14 protein-coding genes are annotated in these 19,773 nt (G+C 70.3%); 9 read left to right on the top strand and 5 right to left on the bottom strand.

Going from position 1 to position 19,773, the window contains the following annotated elements; translation table 11 throughout:
* Positions 1-20: 20 nt before the first annotated feature.
* The 4 genes from JYJ93_RS13555 to JYJ93_RS13540 all read left to right on the top strand — a co-directional run bounded on the left by JYJ93_RS13555 (position 21) and on the right by JYJ93_RS13540 (position 5,088).
* Positions 21-2,018, top strand: coding sequence for a S8 family serine peptidase (locus JYJ93_RS13555; protein ID WP_206790786.1), 1,998 nt, complete (start codon positions 21-23; stop codon positions 2,016-2,018).
* 14 nt (positions 2,019-2,032) lie between these two features.
* On the top strand, positions 2,033-2,374 hold the full coding sequence (locus JYJ93_RS13550; RefSeq protein ID WP_206790778.1) for a hypothetical protein: 342 nt from the start codon (positions 2,033-2,035) through the stop codon (positions 2,372-2,374).
* Positions 2,375-2,515: 141 nt separating this feature from the next.
* A complete protein-coding gene (locus JYJ93_RS13545) occupies positions 2,516-2,830 on the top strand; it encodes a hypothetical protein (protein WP_206790776.1) in 315 nt (104 codons plus the stop codon).
* 116 nt (positions 2,831-2,946) lie between these two features.
* Positions 2,947-5,088 (top strand): M28 family peptidase, encoded by a 2,142-nt coding sequence (locus JYJ93_RS13540; RefSeq protein ID WP_206790766.1) that lies wholly within the window; start codon positions 2,947-2,949, stop codon positions 5,086-5,088.
* Between the two features lie 21 nt (positions 5,089-5,109).
* On the opposite strand, the gene JYJ93_RS40580 is transcribed toward JYJ93_RS13540, so the two are convergent.
* The 4 genes from JYJ93_RS40580 to JYJ93_RS13520 form a co-directional block, all read right to left on the bottom strand.
* Positions 5,110-6,270 carry a M57 family metalloprotease gene (locus JYJ93_RS40580; RefSeq protein ID WP_206790764.1) on the bottom strand — a complete coding sequence of 387 codons (1,161 nt, stop codon included), beginning with the start codon at positions 6,268-6,270 and terminating at the stop codon, positions 5,110-5,112.
* Positions 6,271-6,359: 89 nt separating this feature from the next.
* Positions 6,360-8,558: a peptidase domain-containing ABC transporter gene (locus tag JYJ93_RS13530; protein WP_206790762.1), complete on the bottom strand. Its 2,199-nt coding sequence runs from the start codon at positions 8,556-8,558 to the stop codon at positions 6,360-6,362.
* Positions 8,548-9,495, bottom strand: a complete 948-nt coding sequence (locus JYJ93_RS13525; protein ID WP_206790752.1) for an HlyD family efflux transporter periplasmic adaptor subunit — start codon at positions 9,493-9,495, stop codon at positions 8,548-8,550. The genes JYJ93_RS13530 and JYJ93_RS13525 overlap by 11 nt, the downstream gene beginning before the upstream one ends.
* Positions 9,492-10,433, bottom strand: coding sequence for an efflux RND transporter periplasmic adaptor subunit (locus JYJ93_RS13520; protein WP_206790750.1), 942 nt, complete (start codon positions 10,431-10,433; stop codon positions 9,492-9,494). The genes JYJ93_RS13525 and JYJ93_RS13520 overlap by 4 nt, the downstream gene beginning before the upstream one ends.
* A gap of 243 nt (positions 10,434-10,676) precedes the next feature.
* Between JYJ93_RS13520 and JYJ93_RS13515 the strand changes: the two genes are divergently transcribed.
* Positions 10,677-11,564: a hypothetical protein gene (locus JYJ93_RS13515; protein ID WP_206790748.1), complete on the top strand. Its 888-nt coding sequence runs from the start codon at positions 10,677-10,679 to the stop codon at positions 11,562-11,564.
* An 18-nt stretch (positions 11,565-11,582) separates the two neighbouring features.
* On the opposite strand, the gene JYJ93_RS13510 is transcribed toward JYJ93_RS13515, so the two are convergent.
* Complete coding sequence (locus JYJ93_RS13510; protein WP_269012791.1) at positions 11,583-12,512, bottom strand: RluA family pseudouridine synthase; 930 nt, start codon at positions 12,510-12,512, stop codon at positions 11,583-11,585.
* Positions 12,513-12,573: 61 nt separating this feature from the next.
* Here JYJ93_RS13510 and JYJ93_RS13505 point away from each other — a divergent pair, with 61 nt between their 5' ends.
* The 4 genes from JYJ93_RS13505 to JYJ93_RS13490 all read left to right on the top strand — a co-directional run bounded on the left by JYJ93_RS13505 (position 12,574) and on the right by JYJ93_RS13490 (position 19,746).
* Positions 12,574-13,137 carry a hypothetical protein gene (locus JYJ93_RS13505; protein ID WP_206790746.1) on the top strand — a complete coding sequence of 188 codons (564 nt, stop codon included), beginning with the start codon at positions 12,574-12,576 and terminating at the stop codon, positions 13,135-13,137.
* 186 nt (positions 13,138-13,323) lie between these two features.
* On the top strand, positions 13,324-13,551 hold the full coding sequence (locus tag JYJ93_RS13500; protein WP_206790744.1) for a mersacidin/lichenicidin family type 2 lantibiotic: 228 nt from the start codon (positions 13,324-13,326) through the stop codon (positions 13,549-13,551).
* Positions 13,552-13,667: 116 nt separating this feature from the next.
* Positions 13,668-16,910: a type 2 lanthipeptide synthetase LanM family protein gene (locus tag JYJ93_RS13495; protein WP_206790742.1), complete on the top strand. Its 3,243-nt coding sequence runs from the start codon at positions 13,668-13,670 to the stop codon at positions 16,908-16,910.
* A 13-nt stretch (positions 16,911-16,923) separates the two neighbouring features.
* A complete protein-coding gene (locus JYJ93_RS13490) occupies positions 16,924-19,746 on the top strand; it encodes a hypothetical protein (RefSeq protein WP_206790740.1) in 2,823 nt (940 codons plus the stop codon).
* Positions 19,747-19,773 lie beyond the last annotated feature (27 nt).

The raw sequence follows: 19,773 nt of genomic DNA, 5'->3' as shown, positions 1-19,773 counted from the left end.
CACGTTCCCTGAGAGGCCGAATGAAACTGAAACTGACCCAGGCGGTGAGCGTCATCTCCCTTCTGGCCGCGGCGTGCGGCGGTCCGATGCCGGAGGGCCCGGAGTCCGACAGCGAGCAGATCGGTCAGACGGCGCAGATGATCCGCCGCGAGCGGGCCATCCCCAACGAGTACATCGTGGTCCTGCGTGACGCCACGCAGGAGGTCCGGCAGCAGGGAGCGGCGAACATCGCCCGGGAGCTGGTGTCCGCCACCAGCGGCCGGGTGCTGCGGACCTATGAGCACTCCATCCACGGCTTCCTGGCGAACATGACCGAGGCCGAGGCGCGCCGCCTGCTGTCCGACCCGCGCGTGGCCTACGTGCAGGAGAACGGCCTCATCCACGTGTCCGCGACGCAGACCAACGCGACCTGGGGCATTGACCGCATCGACCAGCGGGACCTGCCGCGCAACAGCTCCTACACGTACAACGTCGACGGCACCGGCGTGCACGCGTACGTCATCGACACCGGCATCCGGCAGACCCACACGGAGTTCACCGGCCGCATCGGCAACGGCTACGACTTCATCGACAACGACAGCGACCCGTCCGACTGCCACGGCCACGGCACGCACGTGTCCGGCACGGTGGGCGGCACGACCTGGGGCGTGGCGAAGAAGGTCACCCTGCACGGCGTGCGCGTGCTGGACTGCACGGGCTACGGCAACGACGCGCAGGTGATTGGCGGCATCGACTGGGTGGCGGCCAACCACGTCAAGCCCGCGGTCGCCAACATGAGCCTGGGCGATGTGGGCATCCAGGCCATCGACGACGCGACGGAGCGGCTGATCGCCGCGGGCGTCACCACGGTGGTCGCCGCCGGCAATGACAGCGCCAACGCCTGCAACTACTCGCCGGCCCGCACGCCCAACGCCATCACCGTGGGCTCCACCACCAGCAGCGACGCCCGCTCGTCGTTCTCCAACTACGGGACGTGCGTGGACATCTTCGCGCCGGGCTCGAGCATCACCTCCGCGTCGAACTCCGGCAACTCGTCCAGCACGTCCATGAGCGGCACGTCCATGGCGTCTCCGCACGTGGCCGGCGCCGCGGCGCTCTACCTGAGCGCCAACCCCACCGCGACGCCCGCGCAGGTGCGCGACGCGCTGGTGAACAACGCCACGCCGAACAAGGTCACCAGCCCGGGGACCGGTTCTCCCAACAAGCTGCTGTACACGCTCTTCATCACCGGTGGCGGCGGCAGCGACACCACCCCGCCCACGACGTCCATCACCTCGCCCGCGGGCGGCGCCACGCTGAGCGGCACCGCGAGCCTGAGCGCCAGCGCCACCGACAACGTGGGCGTGTCGCGCGTGGAGTTCTTCGCGGGCACCACGCTGCTGGGCACGGCGACGGCAGCCCCGTACAGCATCTCCTGGAACACGACGGCGGTGGCCAACGGCACCTACGCGCTGACGACGAAGGCGTATGACGCGGCGAACAACGTGGGCACGTCCGCCACGGTGTCGGTGACGGTGAACAACGGCACGGGCAGCTGCTCCATCACCGAGCAGCTCCTCGCCAACGCGGGCTTCGAGAGCGGCAACACGGGTTGGACGACGTCGTCCGGCGTCATCGACGGCACCACGTCCGGCAGCGCGCCGCGCACGGGCACGTACAAGGCCTACATGAACGGCTACGGCACCACGCGCACCGAGTTCGCCTACCAGGACGTCACCATCCCCGCCTCGGCGTGCAGCGCCACGTTCACCTTCTGGGCGCGCATCACCACGGCGGAGACGACGACCACGACGGCCTACGACAAGCTGGCCGTCCAGGTCCGCAACAGCGCGGGCACGGTGCTGGCCACGCTGGCCACGTACAGCAACCTGGACAAGGGCACGGCCTACGTTCAGCGGACGTTCAACCTGGCCGCGTACAAGGGCCAGACCGTCCGCATCTACTTCAACGGCACGGAGGACTCGTCGCTGCAGACGAGCTTCTTCATCGATGACACGGCGCTGACCGTCGTCCGGTAGTCCGCCGCCAGGAAGTGGCTGTCCAGAGGCCCAGCAACCCCACCGGGTTGCTGGGCTTCTGCTTTCCGCGTCCGGCGACGGCGCGCATTCTCCAGGAGGACGCGCCGGAGACCTGCCCGGCGGGCCTGCAGTGCTTCCTGGAGCTGGGATGTATCGTCACCTGGTGTCCGAAGGCGGGCGCCGGCTCCGGCTGTCCGGCGAACGGCTTCTGCTACACGATTGACAGCAACCCCGAGGGCTACTGCACGCGACTCTGCGAGACGGACACGGACTGCACCGCGGTGAATCCGGACCTCATCTGCCGGGAGCGCTCCTCCACGGAGCCCTCCGGCAAGAAGATCTGCATCCTGCCCTGAACGCAGTCAGCGCATGAGCCATCCCCCCGGAATGAAGCACGTGTGACACTCCATCCCCACCGGCCTTGGAATTCCCTCTCCAGACGTGTCAGCCTTGGAAAGCCGTATAAACACCACAGACTGATACACCTGGGAGGAAGCATGAAGACGAAGACGCTCATCGGTGGATGGATGCTGGCGGCGGGGCTGCTGGCGGGCTGCGGCGGGACCGAGATGGACACCGCCGAGGGCATGCAGGATCCGGCGGCCAGCCAGGAGCAGTCGCTCCGGCCGACCTGTGCCGCGGGCTACACGAGCCTGCCCATCTGGGAGTGTCCGTTCCTGCCCGCGGGCGCTGCGCCCTGCCGCTATTCCTACGGCGGCTATTACAACGAGCAGCACCTGTACTGCACGAACGGGACGGACACGTATGACGCCGGCCCGACGGGCATCTACGCCTGTGGAGACTGCTACTAAGTCTCGCGCTTGAGGCCATGAGCCCATCGCGGGAATCGCGATGGGTTCGCGGCGGATTCGGCCCCGGCGTCCGCGTGAGGCCCTTCCCCACGGGCACGGTGTAGAACGGCGACAACATGCCCATCCGCCCGTTGCCCTTCGCCCTCCTCGCGCTGTCTGTCTCCCTCAGCGCCTCCGCCCAGGCGCCCGCGTCTCCGCTGGGGCCCATCTCTCCCACCACCGGACTGGTGCTGCGGGACGACGTGGTGCGTGCGCTCATCCAGGAGAGCTCGGGCGACCGCATCCATGACGGCGTGCAGCGGCTGTCCCTCATCGCTCGGGACAGCGTGGACGGCTACGCGGAGGCAGCCGCCTGGACTAAGGCCGCCGCCGAGGCCGCGGGGCTCCAGGACGTCCAGTTGGAGGCAATGAAGGACGGACCCCAGTGGCGGGCCACGCGCGGCGAGCTGTGGGTCGCGGGTCCCCACCGGTACCGGGTGACATCCCACGCGGACCTGCCCATGTCCCTGGCGATGGGCAGCGGCAACTTCGAGGGCAAGGACCTGGAGCTGGTCGACGTGGGCATGGGCACCCAGGACGCCGACTACGCGGGCAAGGACGTGAAGGGCAAGGTGGTGCTCAGCCAGGGCTCCATCTCGGCCACGCTGCGCACCGCCGTGGTGAAGTACGGCGCCGTGGGCGTGGTGTCTTCCTATTCGACGCCGCCCTGGAACGCGCCCCACCGCATGGACGGCGACTTCCCGGATCAGGTGGGCTGGGCCGCCGTCCCCCGGAGCCTCATCCCGCAGGGCATGCGGACGCCCTTCCTGTTCATGGTGTCGAACCGGCAGGCGGATGAGCTGCGCACCCAGCTGCGGGAGGGACCGGTGAAGGTGGACGTGAGCGTCGCCACGCAAGCGCCCACGGGGCACCTCAGCATCGTCAGCGGCGTCATCCCCGGGACGCTGGCGGGAGAGGAGGTCGTCCTCACGGCCCACCTGGACCACTACAAGCCCGGCGCGGATGACAACGCCTCCGGCTCCGCCACGCTGCTGGAGCTGGTGCGGACGTACACCACGCTCATCCGCCAGGGCGTGCTGCCCCGGCCGGTGCGCACCCTGCGCGTGCTGTGGCTGCCGGAGTTCGAGGGCACCCGCGAGTGGTTCTCCCATCACGGCGCGGATCCGGTGCGGCGGGTGGCGCAGTTCAACTTCGACATGCTCGGCGCCAGCCTGACCCGCGTCCACTCGCGCTTCCAGGTCTCCTATACGCCGGATTGGAATGGCAGCTTCGTGAACGCCGTGTCCGAGTCCACGGTGGCCTTCATGAACCGCTTCAACGCGGTGGCCTACCCGGTGAGGAAGGACTTCCGCATCGGGTCGGTCACCGGCTCGCGCGACCCGATGGACGCGCACATGGACCGCTACGGCCGCGGTTCGGATCACCAGCTCTTCAACGACCACGGCATCCCCGGCGTCGCCTTCTCCACGTGGCCCGATGATGGCTACCACACCAGTGGAGACCGGCCGGAGAACGTGGACCCCACCCAGTTGCACCGCGCCGCGTTCGCGGGCTTGGCAACCATCACCGTCGCCGCGTGGGCCGAGGGCACGGGCGCCCTGGAGCTTTCGCGCCTGGTGGCGGTGCACGGCGCGAAGCGCGTGGCCGAGGACGAGTTCCGGGCCCGCCGCGAGCTGGCCGCGACGCCCGCCGCTGGGGTGCCCGGCTTCGCCCGTCTGGCCCGCGCCGGGGTGCGCGCGGGCTACCAGCGCGAACGCGACGCCCTGCGCTCCTGCCTGGCCCTGGGCGCGCCCGCCGAGCCGGTGAAGGCGCTGGTCCAGGCCCTGGAGACCGCCGAGTCCCAGGCGCTGAAGCGGCTGGAAGCGGACGCGAAGGCGCGCGGGGTGTCCCTGAAGGAGCCCTCCCCCAGCGAAGCCGAGCGCAAGGCCCGGGCCTTCGTTCCGCGCCGCGTGAAGGGCCAGGAGCTCGCGTCGTTCGACGAGTTGGAGCGCCATGCCGCCCCCGGTTCGCAGGCCCGGGTGGACATGGTGAAGGCCGCCATGAACGCCGCGGCCACGGCGCTGCGCGAACAGGGCGAGAGCGAGCTGCGCTTCTACCAACTGGCGGATGCGCTCGCGAGCTACGCCGACGGCAAGCGCTCCGTGGCGGACATCCGCGACGCGGCCCATGCCGAGTACGGGTATGTCTTTCCCGTGGAGGCCCTGCTCGAGCTGTTCGGGCTGCTGGAGCAGGGCGGCGTCATGACGCGCGGACGCTGAGACCGGGCCAGGGCCCCGGGTTCAGCGCGTGAACCAGTTCTGGGCGTTCGTCCCGTTGCACGCCCAGATCTGGATCCGGGTGCCCGGCGTCGTGTCGGCGTTGAAGACGTCCAGGCAGAGGTTGGCCCCCAGCCCGCTCTGGAGCGTGGAGCCCACCCGGGTCCACCGCTGGGCGGCCGTCCCGTTGCATCCCCAGATCTGCACGCGGGTGCCCTGCGCGGGGTTTCCGTCAGCGACGTCCAGACACAGGTTGGGCGCCAGGTTGCTTCGCAGCTCCCCCTGCGCGGTCAGCGTCCACTGCTGCGCGGCGGTTCCGTTGCATTCCCAGAGCTGGGTGGACGTCCCCTGCGCGGAGCTGCCTCCGGTCACATCCAGGCAGCGGTTCGAGGCCAGGCCACTGACCAGGCTGGGGACCGCCGCCGCCGGGTACAGCGTGGACAGCGCGGTGAGGTCGCTGGCGGTGAACTCGCCCGACTCCACCGAGCGGAAGCAGGAGTTCATGATCGAGGCCCCCACGGACGCCGTGGTCGGCGTGCCCGGGATGTGGACCGCGCCGATGCCGGCGTCGCCTTCATCGCCGCCGCTGCCGCAACTGATGCTGCGGTTGTAGTAGTCCGAGTGGCGGAAGCCGAGGGTATGGCCAATCTCATGCGTGATGACGTGCTCGATGACGTCGACGCCGTACTGGCTGAGCAGGCCTCCGATGATGATCTGCCCATACGGATTTCCGTTTGACGGGAACCCGGCCGAGCCGCCGTTCAAGCTCGGGTTGATGACCGCGCTGATGGTGAAGCTGCAGCCGGTGCTCGGGGCGCGCGCCATGGCGAAGGGGAGCGCGAGCTCGTCGTAGTTCTGGATGGCGAGATCCAGCGCCGTGCTGAAGGCGCCGGTGAACCCCGGGCCGTCGACGCAGATCTTCGTCAGGGACGGGCTGACGAGGTTGTTCGTGCGGTACTGCTCTTCCGTGGTCGAGCCCGCCGCGACCATCTCGCGCGAGGCGGCCAGCGACACCTCGGCGTCCCGTCCGACGTAGACCTTCCCGTCGACGACCTGGATGTCATGCGACGGGAAGCCAGCCTGGACCAGGTTGCCGAGAATCTCCTGCGTCTCGTCGGACGGCTCACCACAGCCGAATCCCAATGCGATGCAGCCCGCCGCGAGCACGACCCTTCTTGAAAACATGGATGTTCCTTGGTGAGGGTTGCCACCACTCTAGGTGAATGGCAGTCCTCTACAAGGAATAGCTGCAAATCGAGATAACCTTCAAACAATCAGAGCTGGGCGGACACCAGCCGGGCGTAGGCCCCGCCCTCCTGCACGAGCGTCTCATGGCGCCCCTGCTCGACGACGCGCCCGTTCTCCATCACCAGGATGAGGTCCGCCTTGCGGATGGTGCTCAGCCGGTGCGCGATGACGATGCGCGTGCAGTGGAGCGAAGCCAGCGCGTCCTGGACCTGGTGCTCGGTGACGGAGTCCAGGGCGCTCGTCGCTTCATCCAGGAGGAGGATCTTCGGATCGCGGACCAGGGCACGGGCCAGGGCCAGCCGCTGGCGCTGCCCTCCGGACAGGGACATTCCCCGGTCCGCCAGCGGCGTGTCGTACTGGAGCGGCATGGCCAGGATCTCATCGTGGATCTGCGCCTGCTTCGCCGCGCTCACGATGCGCTCCGGGGGCGCCGCGGGGTCCCCGAGCGCGATGTTCGCGCGCAGCGTCGCCCCGAAGAAGGAGGGCTCCTGCAGGACGATGCCCACCTGCTCCCGCACCGCGCTCAGGGACAGCTGCTCCAGGTCGACCCCGTCGTAGAGCACGCGCCCGCCCGTGGGCAGGTAGAGCCCCAGGAGCAGGTTCGCGAGCGTGCTCTTCCCCGCGCCGGAGCGCCCCACGATGGCCACCAGCTGCCCGGGCTCGATGCGCACGGACACGTCCTGGACGATCATCGGCGCCAGGGGCCCGAAGCGGAACGAGACGCGCTCCATCTCAATCCGCCCCTGCAGCTGCGCGCTCGCCTCCGGCCGCGCCGGGTCGCGCTCCACGGGCGTGTCCAGCACGTCGTCGATGCGCTCGATGTAGCTGCCCACCAACTGCAGCTGCCCCAGGGTGGTCACCAGGTTCGCCAGGGGCGTGAGCAGGGCCACGGCCAGCGCGTTGAGGCTCAGCATCGTCCCCAGGCTCATCCGCCCCTCCAGGACCTGGAGCGCGCCCAGGCAGAGCAGCAGCAGCGGCGCGCTCAGCTTCAGCGTGCCGGAGAGCGCGTCCACCCAGGCGGTCAGCCGGCCCCGGGCCAGGGAGACGTTGAGCACATCCACGAAGAGGCTGGAGTAGTGCTGCACGGCGCGGTGCTCCGCGCCAAAGGCCTTCAGGGTCTGCATCCCCGTCAGCATTTCAATCTGGTAGCTCTGGTTGCGCGCCTCCAGCTCCAGGTTGCGCGCGAGCAGGCTGCGCTGCTGGCGCCGGGACACCTCGAACACCAGCACCTGCGACGCGCCCAGGGCGCCCACCAGGAGGGCCGTGCCCGGGCTCGCCACGGTCAGGATGACGAAGTAGAGCACCACCAGCAGGCCATCCAGCAGCGTGGACACGAGGCTGGAGGAGAGCACCTCTCGCACGGTGGCGGTGACGTTGAGGCGCGCCATCAGGTCGCCCGCGGCGCGCACCTGGAAGAAGGGGTACGCCAGCGACACCAGGTGCTCGAGGAAGCCGAGCGTCATGTCGGAGTCCACCCGCGTGCGCAGCTCCAGCAGCAGGTGGCTTCGCACCAGCGAGGTCAGCAGGTGGAAGCACACCAGCGCGCCCAGGCCCACGCCCAGGACCAGCAGCAGGTGGTAGTCGCCCCGGGGCACGACGCGGTCCACCACCAGGCCCGTCAAGAGGGGGATGGAGAGCGTCAGCACCTGCAACATCAACGACAGGACGAACACCCGCGTGAGCGTCTGGGATTGGCGCGCGAACTTCTCCACGTAGCGCGACCTGCGCCTGGGTCTGCCTGGAGCCCGCACGAAGCCCTCGCCGGGCTCGAAGAGCAGCGCCACGCCGGTGAAGAACTGCCGGAACTGCTCCATGGACACGAAGCGGCGGCCCTGTGCCGGATCGACGATGTGCACGCCGTCGTGGGCCCACCGCTCCAGGACGACGTAGTGGGTGAACTTCCAGTGGAGGACCGACGCCTCGGGCAGGAAGGGCACGCCGTCCAGGTCCACGGAGACGCCCCGCCCCCTCAGACCGAAGGCGCGTCCCGCCGTCAGCAGGTGCGCCGCCGCGAGCCCATCCTGGGCGGTCCCCATCACGCGCCGCAGCTCGTCCAGGCCCACGCCCCGTCCGTGGAAGCCCAGCACCATGGCCAGACAGGCGAGGCCGCACTCCGCGGGCGTCATCTGCCGCACTTCCGGGATGCGCTGTCCGCGCGCCGCCGCCTGGAGCCTCCGCAGCGCGGGGAAGCGATCCACGAGCCCCCGTCCGGATTCATCCGCCATGGGGGAGCAGCTCCTTCAGTCCGGGGACGAGCGTGAGCAGGATGCTCTCCGACTTCACCCGCGCCTCCGCCCGCGCCGGCATGCCGTCGTAGTAGTTGAAGGTCCGGCCCTCGCGGACGAACGTCCGCAGCGGCAGCCGCGCGCGCACGAGCACCAGCGCCCCCTCCAAGGGGATGGCGTCCCCCAGCTCCGAGCCCAGGTAGCGCCGCGCCTCTCCGGGCCCGATGATCTGATCACCCACGGACTCGATGACGAGGTCGCGGTACTCGTAGGCGAAGCCCTGCAGCTCCAGGCGCAGGTCCATGCCCGGCACGAGCAGCGGCCGGTACTGCCCCGGCAGGAAGCCCAGCACCACCACCGTCGCGTCGTCCCCCAGGAGCGACAGCGCGCGCGTGCCGGAGGGGATGTACTGGCCGGGCTGCAACCGCAGGTCCCCGACGACGCCCGCGTGCGGTGCGCGCAGCGTCCGCTCCTCCAGCCGGGCCTGGGCCAGCTCGCGCTCGGCCCGGAGGCCCGTGAGCGCCTGGCGCGCCCCTTCGTCCGAGGGGTCGCGCAGGTAGCGGACGAGCTGCAGCTCGAACTCGCGGGAGATGCGCGCCAGGGTCCCCTGCTCCTGTTCGGACGCGAAGTGCACCAGCGGCTCGCCCGCGACGACGCGCTGGCCGGGCTGCACGTCCACGGTCAGCACCACGCCGGAGAACGCGACCGTCAGGTCCGTCTTGCCCTCCACGCGGATGAGCGCGGGGCCCGCCGCGTATTCGAAGAGCGTGCCCACGCAGAAGAAGAGCAGCGAACAGGCCAGCGCGCCCACCAGCACCCAGTAGGCCCACCGGGTCCACGCGGGGCTGATCCGCAAGAGGTCGCCGCCGGACTCCGCGTGGGCCCGCTCCCGGTACTCCAGCGCCTCCTTGCGATACGGGCTCGGCCTGGACGTCATGGCGTGACCGCCTGGGAAGCGGCGTCCTTCTGGACGAACACCCGCACCACGACGCCCGAGGGCACCGGCCCATGCCCCTCCCGGGGCACGCTCGCGATGGCGAGGACCATGCGCGAGGCGGCGTCCACCTCCGGCGCAAGGTTCTCCACCCGCCCATCCAGGACCTGCCCCAGGGATGGCACCTCCACGGACAGCCGCGTGCCCACCGGGAGGCTCGCCGCCTGGTCCTCCGGAATGGCGAAGCGCACCTGCTGCGCCCCGGAGCGGATGAGGTGGAAGACGGCGCGGCCGGGGGCCACCATCGCGCCGGTGTCGAGGTAGCGGTTCGCCACCTGCCCGTCGAAGGGCGCGAGCACGGAGGCATCGGAGATCCGCTGGGCCATCTGCGCCACGCGCGCCTTGCGCTCCGCCACCATCGCCTCCGCCGCGCGCAGGCGGGCCACGGCGGTCTGCTCCTGGAAGCGCGCGGTGGCCAGCTCCTCTTCGGAGAGGGCGCCCAGGGCGCGCTGCTTCGGATCGGAGCGGCGCTGGAGCCGCTCCTGCATCTCCGTGAGCGCGATGGAGGCGATGTGCTGTTCCGCCTCCCCTGCTTGGAGCGACGCCTGCGCCACCGCCAGCTCGCGCTGAAGGGCCCGCGTGTCCAACTGGGCGAGGACCGCGCCCTGGCGCACGGTGTCCCCGACCTGCGCGTTCATCCGCTCGAGGGTGCCTTCCATCCGGGCGGCGACGTCCACGCTGCCGCTGGCGACGATGACGCCCAGGAAGCCCTCACGCGGTGACGCCGGCTGCGTCACACGGGGTGCGAGCTCCCGCGAGGCAGCCACTCCCGGCCGGGCCACGACCGAAGCGCCACGGCCGCCGTGCCACCGGATGAGCAGGAGCGCCCCCAGGAAGACCAGGGCGACGACGCCCATCATCCATATCGTGCGTCGTGACATCAGACGGAAGTCATGCGGGGGGCGGCTCGCACGGGCTCCAGGGGGCAGGTCGAAGGAAGGTGAGGCGAGGCGAGGCGAAACCAGTGTCTCATTGTACTTCGGCGGGCCGCGACGCCACTTTCCATCTCCAGGTGACGGGCGGCCAGGAGCCGGGCCAGCGCCCTCCTCCTCACCCGCGAGCCCATTTCTCCTATGTTTCAGCGCGCATCCCCGCTCCCCACACCCCGACCCCAGGTCCGCCCCATGCTCCGCCCCCGCCTCGCAGCCCTTGCCCTGCTCCCGCTCGTCTCCGCCTGCTCCGACCCTGAGTGCACGGACACGGCGGACTGCGCGTCCCGGGGCCCCGACATCGTCTGCGCTGAAGAACGCTGTGTTCAGGCCTCCGCGCCGGACGCGGGGACAGGGGACGCAGGCACGGGTGACCCGGGCATGGACGCCAGCACTCCGGACGCGGGGACCGAGGACGCGGGCTCCGGCGACGCGGGCTCCCCGGATGCGGGGGAGCCTCCGCCGGAGGCCTCGCTCCGCATCACCGAGATCAACCCTGACGCTCCGCAGGACCTCATCGAGTTGGTGGCCGTCTCCGGCGGGACGCTGACCGGCATCTCCCTCCAGGAGCTCACCAACTCCGAGTTCGCCTTCACCTTCCCCCAGGGCTACACGGTGGAGACGGGCGCCGTGCTGGTGCTGCACCTCGGCGGGACCTGCACGGACGCTCCCGGCAACCCGGCCTCCTGTGGACAGACCCAGCCCTTCAGCGCCAGTGGCTGGGACTTCAGCATGCCTGGCACGCTGAGCTACTCCGGCAAGGTGTTCGAGCTGCTGTCGTCGAAGGGCGTGCCCGTCGATGGCGTTCCCTTCGTCCGGGCCTCCGGGGAGATGCCCGCCAGCGTCGTCACCGCCGTCCAGCGCCTGCAGGCGGACCGCGTCTGGGATGCCACGCCCTGCATCCACGACATGACCACCGGGTTCGCGAAAGACCGCTACTGCCGCAACATCGCCGCGGACTGGTCCGGCCTCAATAATGCGAGCTCCAGCGTCATGCGCATCAATGGCACCGCGCCGCTGACGACCCCGGGAACCCAGACGCAATGGAGCGGACCGCTTCCCACGCGCTGGGGCACCTATTGATGCCATTGCGTGTGGGGCTCAGCCCTCCGACGCCAGCCTCAACCCGGCCGGAGGAGGGGCGTGCAGCCGCACGCGCTCTCCCGTGAGCGGATGCGTGAACACGAGCGTCTCCGCGTGGAGCAGGTAGCCGCCATCTCCGGGCAGGCCGGGGTCCCGCTCGCGAGGAAGACCTCCCGAGGAGAACATCGGATCTCCCGTGAGCGGATGGCCGATGAACGCCAGGTGGATGCGGATCTGCTCGGGGCGGCCCGTGTGGATGCGCACCTCGAAGAGGGTCTGCCCGTCACGCCGCTCCAGGACCTCCGCGTGGCTGTGTGACGGCTTGCCGTTCTCGGTCGCCCCGTGCACCGACCCCAGCAAGGGGTGGGGCACCAGCCCGATGCGCGCGTGGATGTCATAGGACGCCTGCACCGCGACCCCGTCCGAGAGCGCCCGGTAGCGCTTCTCCACGTCGCCCTCGCGCCAGTCGCGCAGGAGCTTCGCGGCGGCTTCATGCGTGCGCGAGAAGAGCACCAGCCCGGAGGTCGCCCGCCCCAGCCGGTGCAGGGCGGAGGCCTCCGGCCAGCGCAGCCGCACGAGCGAGAGCAGCGTGCTCTTGAGGAAGCCTCCAGAGGGCAGCGTCGGCAGTCCGCTCGGCTTGATGACCGCGAGCAGCGAAGCGTCCTCGTACACCAGCTCGAAGCTGTCGGGCGCCTGCGGTTCCCGCCAGGGCGGCCGGTGCCAGCAGAGCTCCTGGTGGGCCCGCAGCACCTCGTCGCCAGTCGCGATGACGCCGTCCAGCCGCACCTCGCCGCGCGCGAAGCGTGCACGCCACTCCTCTTCGGTGGAGTGCCGGTACGCGCCTGCCAGCCAGGCGAGCGCGGTGCGCCCCACGGCGGCGGCGCCAATCCGTTCGCGGTACACGTAGCCGTCATTCAGGCCGGCGGAGTCATCAGGCGGAAACGTCACCCGTGTACTCTACGTCAGAGAGCGAAGCTCCACGCCCGTGCTCATTTCCCAAGGAGGACCGATGTCGCCGCGTCATCTCGCGCCGTGGTTGTTGCTGGTGGCCCTTGTCACAGCCTGCGCATCGTCCCCGTCGGTGGAGCAGCGCAGGCAGCCGCCGCCCAGAGTCCTCTTCGAGTCGCCCCTCGCGTTGCTGCTCGAGCACTATCAGGAGCTGGGGCTGAGCACGGACCAGCTGATCAAGATCGGCCAGCGGGACGAAGCGCTGGCCGTGACCAACAGGCCCCTGCGCGAAGAGCTGCGGGCAATCTGGACTCCTCCGATGGGGGGCAATCCGCCGCCGGGAGCCATGCCTGTCAGGGTTGGCCCCGCGGGCCGGGGAGGCCGGCCTGCGTACAGGCCTCCGGCCCAGCCTCCCGCCCCCTTGAACGAGGAGCAGCTGAAGCGGCAACAGCTCCTGCTCCAGGCGATGGAGGACAACGAGACGGCGGCGTACCGCGAGATCGAAGCGCTCCTGGAGGAGCCGCAGAAGGAGAAGGCGCGAGCGCTGGTCGACAAGCAGCGTGAGGAGCGGGCTCGCGCACGTGAGTCGATGCACAAGCCGCCCGAAGCCCCACCCGAGGAGTAGTCCCGGAGGGCCTTTCGCGCGGGGCGTTTCACCACGCGTGATTTCCCTTCCACGAGCCAGGAGGAATGGGGTGCCCGCGACTCATACCGGAAACACCCGGTGATACATGAAAAGGCCGCGGACGTTTGTAGCAGCCGGAGTTCGCGGGCTAGCCTGGAAGGGCCGTCAAAAAGGAGGCGGCCCAACATGATGACCCCCGACCTGATCATCCGCGCCTGGAAGGACCCGTCGTTCCGCGAGAGCCTCACCGCCGAGCAGCGCGCCCAGCTGCCCGCGAACCCCTCCGGCGCGACGCTGAACGAGCTGAGCGAGACCGAGCTGATGGACGTCGTCGGCGGCCGGATCGACATCGGCTTCACCGCCACCAACTCCTGTGAGTACATCTGCACCAACCTCACGTTCTCGATGTGCTGATGGACGGTGTGTGACGGGCGGCTCCCACCGGAGTCGCTCCGTTCCACCCGAGGCGCGGGGGCTCCGGTCCTCGCGCCTGTCTTTTTTCCAGGTCCATACGGACGTGCAGGGCGCGCATGAAAGAAGGCTCGAAGATGGGTGCGTGGGAGAAGGCTGCCTTCCTCCATGAGCGGGAGGCCACGGAAGAGGGCCCTTCCGCCCCGGCGATCCAGAAGGCCGAGTCGCGCCTCCAGGCGTGGCGGCGCAGCACGCTGGGAGACGAGGCGTCCTTCGACGAGCGGCTCCGCAGCGTGGGGCTGGACGCGGCGTCCTTCGTGCGCAGGCTCGCGAGTAGCACCCCGCGTCCGGAAGCACTGACCTGGCTGCCGCTCCTGGAAGAGGTGCTGTCGGATGGCGCGGCCGACGTCGCCCTCCCCTCCTCCGTGGATCCTGGTCCGCGGATGCGCGTGTCGTCCCTGACGCGCCGGTTCCTCCAACTGGGCTTGCGGCGGCTGCGGGCCGGCGTGGATGCGCTGTCCGCCCGGACCGGCCTGGCCGCCGACGCGTTGCTGGATGCGCGCGCTGAAGCCTGGCTCGTGGACGCGCTGGAGCAGCGGCTGATGCAGACCGCGACCCGGTCGCTGGTGCTGGAGCTCAACGTGGCCCGGCTGCGCGGAGAGCTGCAGGGTGAAACACCCCAGGCGCGCTTCGAGCACTTCGCCCTGCACCACCTGGAGACCCCGGGCCGGCTCGCCGCGTTCCTGGAGGAGTACCCGGTGCTGGCGCGGCTCCTGGTGACGTCGCTGGAGCGCTGGATCCAGACGAGCCTGGAGCTGCTGACGCACCTGGCGGAGGACCGGGAGTCCCTGGTGGCCGTGCTCGGCGCGGGGGTGGATCCAGGGCCGCTCGTGGAGGCGCGCACCGGCGCGGGGGATTCGCACCGCGAGGGCCGCAGCGTGGCGCTGCTGACCTTCCGCTCCGGTCTACGGGTCGTCTACAAGCCGCGGTCGCTGGAGATCGAGGCGCGCTACCAGGACCTGCTGGAGCAGTTGGAGCGCTGGGGCCTGCGCCATCCGCACCGCCGGCTGAAGGTGCTGACGCGCGCGACCCACGGCTGGGTGGAGCACGTCGAGACCGGCGGATGCGACGACCGCGACGCCGTGGCGCGCTTCTACTGGCGGCAGGGCAGCCAACTGGCTCTGCTGTATCTGCTGCGCGGCGTGGACCTCCACTCCGGCAACCTCCTCGCCGCCGGGGAGTTCCCCGTGCTGGTGGACCTGGAGGGGCTCTTCCATCAGCTGCCCCCACCCCGCGCCGACGACACGGCGGCGTCCCGTGCCGCGCGCTTCCTGGAGCGGTCGGTGATCAGCAGCGGCCTGCTGCCCACGCTCATGTTCGGCAGGGAGGGCCGGGCCGGCGTGGAGCTGAGTGGCCTGGGCGGCGAGGCCGGCCAGCTCTTCCCGCACGCGGCGCCCATGCTGGAGGACCGCGCCCGGGACACCCTGCACGTCGTCCGCAAACAGCCGGCCACCGCGGGGGCCCACAACCGCCCGCTGCTGGAGGGCCGGCCCGTGGACGTCACGGAGTTCGGGCCGTGCATCGAAGAGGGCTTCCAGGAGACATACGGGCTGCTGCTCCAGCATCGCGGGGAAGTGGCGCGGAGGCTCGAGGGGTTCCGGGACGTGGAGGTGCGCCACATCGCCCGGGCGACGATGCGCTACGGCTTCCTCCTCCAGGAGGGCCTGCACCCGGACTTCCTGCGCGACGCGCTCGACCGGGACCAGTTGCTCGACAAGCTGTGGGCGGAGGTCCGCGTGCGCCCCGCGCTGGCGCGGCTGACGCCCTCCGAGCACGAGGACCTCCGGCTGGGAGACGTGCCTGTCTTCACCGCGCGGCCGGGTTCCCGCCACGTCTGGGACAGCCGGGGGCTCTGCATCCCGGATCATCTGCCGAGCGCCGGCCTGGAGGGCTCGCGCCAGTTGCTCGCGGACATGGGCCCCGAGGACTGCGCCGACCAGGTGGCGCTGATCCGCCAGTCGCTGGTGACGCTCGAACGCGAGCGGGAGCCCGTGGCGCCCCGCGTGTCGGGGTCCGCCGGGGATGCCCTGCCCCCGCCCGCCACGCCCGAGGCGTGCCTGGCCGGCGCGATTCAATTGGGCGAACTGCTGGCGGCCCGCGCCATCCATGGGGCCCACGACGTGGGCTGGATTGGCGTGGGCCTCCAGGACCTGGAGCGCCGTCGCTGGGGGCTCTCTCCCCTGCGCACGGACCTCTTCGACGGCGTGGGAGGCGTGGCGCTCTTCCTCGGCTACCTGGCGGCGGTGACCGGCCGCGAGGACTTCGCGGTGCTGGCGCGCAGGGCGGCGGTGCCGGTGCGCGAGCAGTGGCGCGCGCCCGAGTCCCAGGACCCCTCCGGCGTGGGAGCGTTCGCGGGACGCGCCGCGAACGTCTACGTCCTCGGCCACCTCGCCGTGGCGCTGGACGACACCGAACTGCTGGACGAAGTCCACGCGGGCCTGGCCTCGCTGGAGGCGAAGATCGACGCGGACACGGCGCTGGACCTGGTCGCGGGCGTCGCGGGGACCGCGCTGGTGCTGATGCGGCTCCACCAGCAGACCGGCAGCGCGGAGGCGCTCCGTCTGGCGCGCAAGTGCGGCGAGCGGATGCTCCAGACGGCGAGCGACACCGGGCACGGTGGACGCGCCTGGGTGGTGCCCGCCGCCGGGCGCGCGCTCACGGGCCTGGCCCACGGCGCGGCCGGCCTGGTCTGGGCGCTGCTGGAGCTGGCCACGCTCACCGGCGACGAGCGCTACCGGGAGGCCGCGCGCCAGGGATTGGCCTTCGAGCGGGCCCTGTTCGTCCCGGAGCGCGGCAACTGGAAGGATCTGCGCACGTCGAAGGAAGGCGAGCCGCTGGTGCCCGGCGGCTTCATGACGGCCTGGTGCAACGGGGCCGCGGGCGGAGTCCTGGCCCGGCTGCTGTCGCTGCGCCACCTGGACGATTCGCGGCTGCGTGACGAGGTCGTCGCGGGGCTCGCCACCGTGCAGCGCGAAGGCTTCGGCGGCAGCCACTGCCTGTGCCACGGGGACGTGGGCAACCTGGAGGTGCTGCATCTGGCGGGTGAGGTGCTGGGAGACGGGGCCTGGAAGGAGGCCGCGCGCTCGCGGGCCGCGCGGGTGCTGGCCCAGGGCCAGGACGGAGTGTGGCGCTGCGGCCTGCCGAGGTTCACCGAGGCGCCAGGGCTGATGCTGGGACTGGCCGGCATCGGCATGGGGCTCTTGCGCCTCGCCGCGCCCGACTTCGTGCCGTCCGTGCTGTCCCTCCAGGCTCCGCGCCCCCTGCCCCCTCGGCAGGTCATGTTCTCGCCGCTCCCGAGGTGACATCCTCCAGCGCATGGCCTGGAATGTGGAAGTCGACCCCAAGACCGGCACGGCCCGGATCCAATACGATCTGGACTGGCTGCTCTCGGTCATGACCGTGTCCGCCACCTCGATGGTGCCGTTCACGTTCTTCTCCGTGGGCAAGGCGAAGGGCCGAAGCTTTCCGTCCCGGTCCTATCCGCGCTCCGCCACCCCCGGGTTCATCCTGGGCCCGAAGCTCCCGGTCGACACCTCCGCTCGCGCGGGTGGCCGCCACCATGTCGACGGGGCTCGCGTGTTCGAGCTCTGCGACCTGTTCGCGCCAGGGACCCGGGACCTCCCGATTCCGCTCAGCGACATCGCCATCCAGTCCAAGCGGGCGGTCTGCGTGGAGGCCATCCGGGCCTGCAAGGGCAAGAAGCTCCTGAACTTCGAGCTCAGCGGAGGCAGTCCCCACGTGGACAGCCGGAGCCCGGACTGGCGGATCCACGGCTACCCCATGCTCTGCATCATCGGAGGGCCGAGCAAGGTCTTCCCGAAGGACCAGGGCGAATGGCGGGCGGTCCAGTGTGTCTTCGGCGCGGTGTTGACCCAGCAGATTCGTGCCAGGGGGATTGGCATCGAGGTCGTCTCGCGGGAGGGGTTCGGCTCGGTGTTCCCGACGCTCGCGGACCTCCCGGACGGCATCCGGTTGGATCCGGGGCTGCTGCCGCCCGACACGGGAGCGGCGGCCATCGCCGCGGCGCTCGTGGTCACCGACCAGTTCATCACCGAGATGCGCAAGCAGAAGGTGCCCGACTCCATTGGCACCTTGAATGGCTACACCTCCGCGGCCCTGGAAGCCGTCGACCGCCTGATGTCCGTCCTGCATGACCACGCCCTGACGACGCCCCGGGCCGACGGCGGTACCTATGCGACGGCCGTCGCGAGGTACACCGGCCGCCCGGCGGACTGCGCGCTGCCCGCGCTCAAGGCCAACATCGCCTACGCGCTCCCCGACGCGCTGCCCATCGCCAGGGGTCCCAAGAAGAAGCGCCGTCCCGAGCCCGAGGACTCCGGTTACGGGTCGGAGTCCGACTACGAGGACGACGACGCACCGGCGCCGAAGAAGAAGAGCGGCAAGAGCGACGGTGACGAGGAGGTCGCGACCCGCGAAGGCTTCACCGTGAAGAAGATCTCCGTGCTCTCCGGCATGGCCGCGCTCCGGATGGCCAGCTTCTACGGGATGCATTATTCCAAGGCGTTGTTCAACGCCAAGGGGAGCATGAAGGACAGCGGATTGACAGGCACGCAATTGCTCCATGCCTGGGCTCCGTACTTCGAGCTCGACCATGACTCCATCTACGAGGCAGTCCCCGTGAAGGATGGCGTTCGGATGCTCGTCATGGACGGCGCGCCGAACCCCATCAACATCCCCAAGGATGCCCTCCCGAATCAGAAGCAGTTGGGCGCCGTCATCATCGACACGACCAACAACACCTCCAGCGAGAAGGCGGAGTATCTGGCCTTCTTCCAGACGCTGCTGGCGAGCGCACCCGACGCCAAGAAGCCGGGTGGCTTGCTGTTCATGGTCGAAAGCGCCAGCAAGCACCCGACGGGCGGAGACCTGGTTCACGGGGTCATGCGAATCTGTGGGACCCGCGTGTCGGTCAGGGCGTTCTTCACCAACTTCCTCAAGCACCACCTGGAGATCATGAGCAACACCTCCAGCGCCTACGGTCTGACGGTGCTGGACGACAGTGAGACGCTCGCGCGCCGGGCGATGCTCGCGAACCGGCTGGTGATGCGAAACGGAGACCTCTTCCGGACGGGCGGCACCGCCAGCCCTGGGGGCTCCGAGCTCGGCGGCTCCCTATCGGGTGGCTCCAAACCCGGCGGGGCCGAGGATGCGCCGGCGGTACCGCGTCCCATCACGGACCTCCCGCTGCTGGCCATCCGGAACATGGGCAAGGTGCGGCGGGTCGCGCTCCGTCCCCTGGTGGCGCCCGCTCCCGTCGATGGCTCGAAGAAGAAGGAGGTCTCGTCAGCCAGCGCCGAAGCGCGGGAGGAGCCGAGCAAGGAGCAGGATGTCGAGTCGCTGAAGAAGCAATTCGCGGCGCTGGGGTCGTTCGAGGCCCCGTCGCAAGAGGCTCCGGACCTCCAGGCCCCCGGCTACTATTACGAGGAGGACGACATCTACAACCTCCAGCGGTACCTGCTCCGGGACCGGGCGGATGTCGCGGTCCTGCCAGGGGTCAGCAGGCCGCAGTGGCTGCAGATGGGCCCCGCCGCGTACACCACCGGCGTGCACCCGGCGATCACCACGAACACGCGGATCATCGTCCAGCCGCTCAACCGGGGTGGCAATCACTGGGCCCTGCTCTACTTCACGCTGGGCGCGCCCGACCCGCTCGGGGGCCGCCAGGTGAGGCTGCTCTATCTGGACCCGCTTCACCCCGACGACGTGCCCGTGGAAGACCTGCGTCTGCTGCAACTGCCCTTCCCCGGAATCGAAATCGAGCACTGCGCCATCCAGTATCAGGATGACAACGATGGGCCGCTGAAGAGGGGCCAGGACAGCTGCGGCGCCTGGGGCGTGCATCTGGCGGTGCACCTGGTGCGCAACGGACATGTCCTGCCCCCCGCCAGCGGGAACCGCAGGGCCGCCGCGCTACAGCTGAGACAGGCTCACAACACAGACATCGCGGCGGCCCGGGCCCTGGACCTGCCGGTCGCCCCCGGGGACCGTCGGCTGCACGTGGAGGCACCGCGAGGAGGGCCCGTCTTGAGGCGCCGCGCCAGCTTCGGGAGCCTGCCGGGCCTGGCGCCGTCGGACCTCCAGGGAACCAAGAAGAAGCCCCCCAGCTCCGAGTACTGAGTGAGGGGCGTCCCTGGCCTGTGTGAG

This window comes from Corallococcus sp. NCSPR001 (genome assembly GCF_017309135.1).
Classification (GTDB): Bacteria; Myxococcota; Myxococcia; order Myxococcales; family Myxococcaceae; genus Corallococcus.
This window is presented reverse-complemented; position numbering and strand designations above follow the sequence as displayed.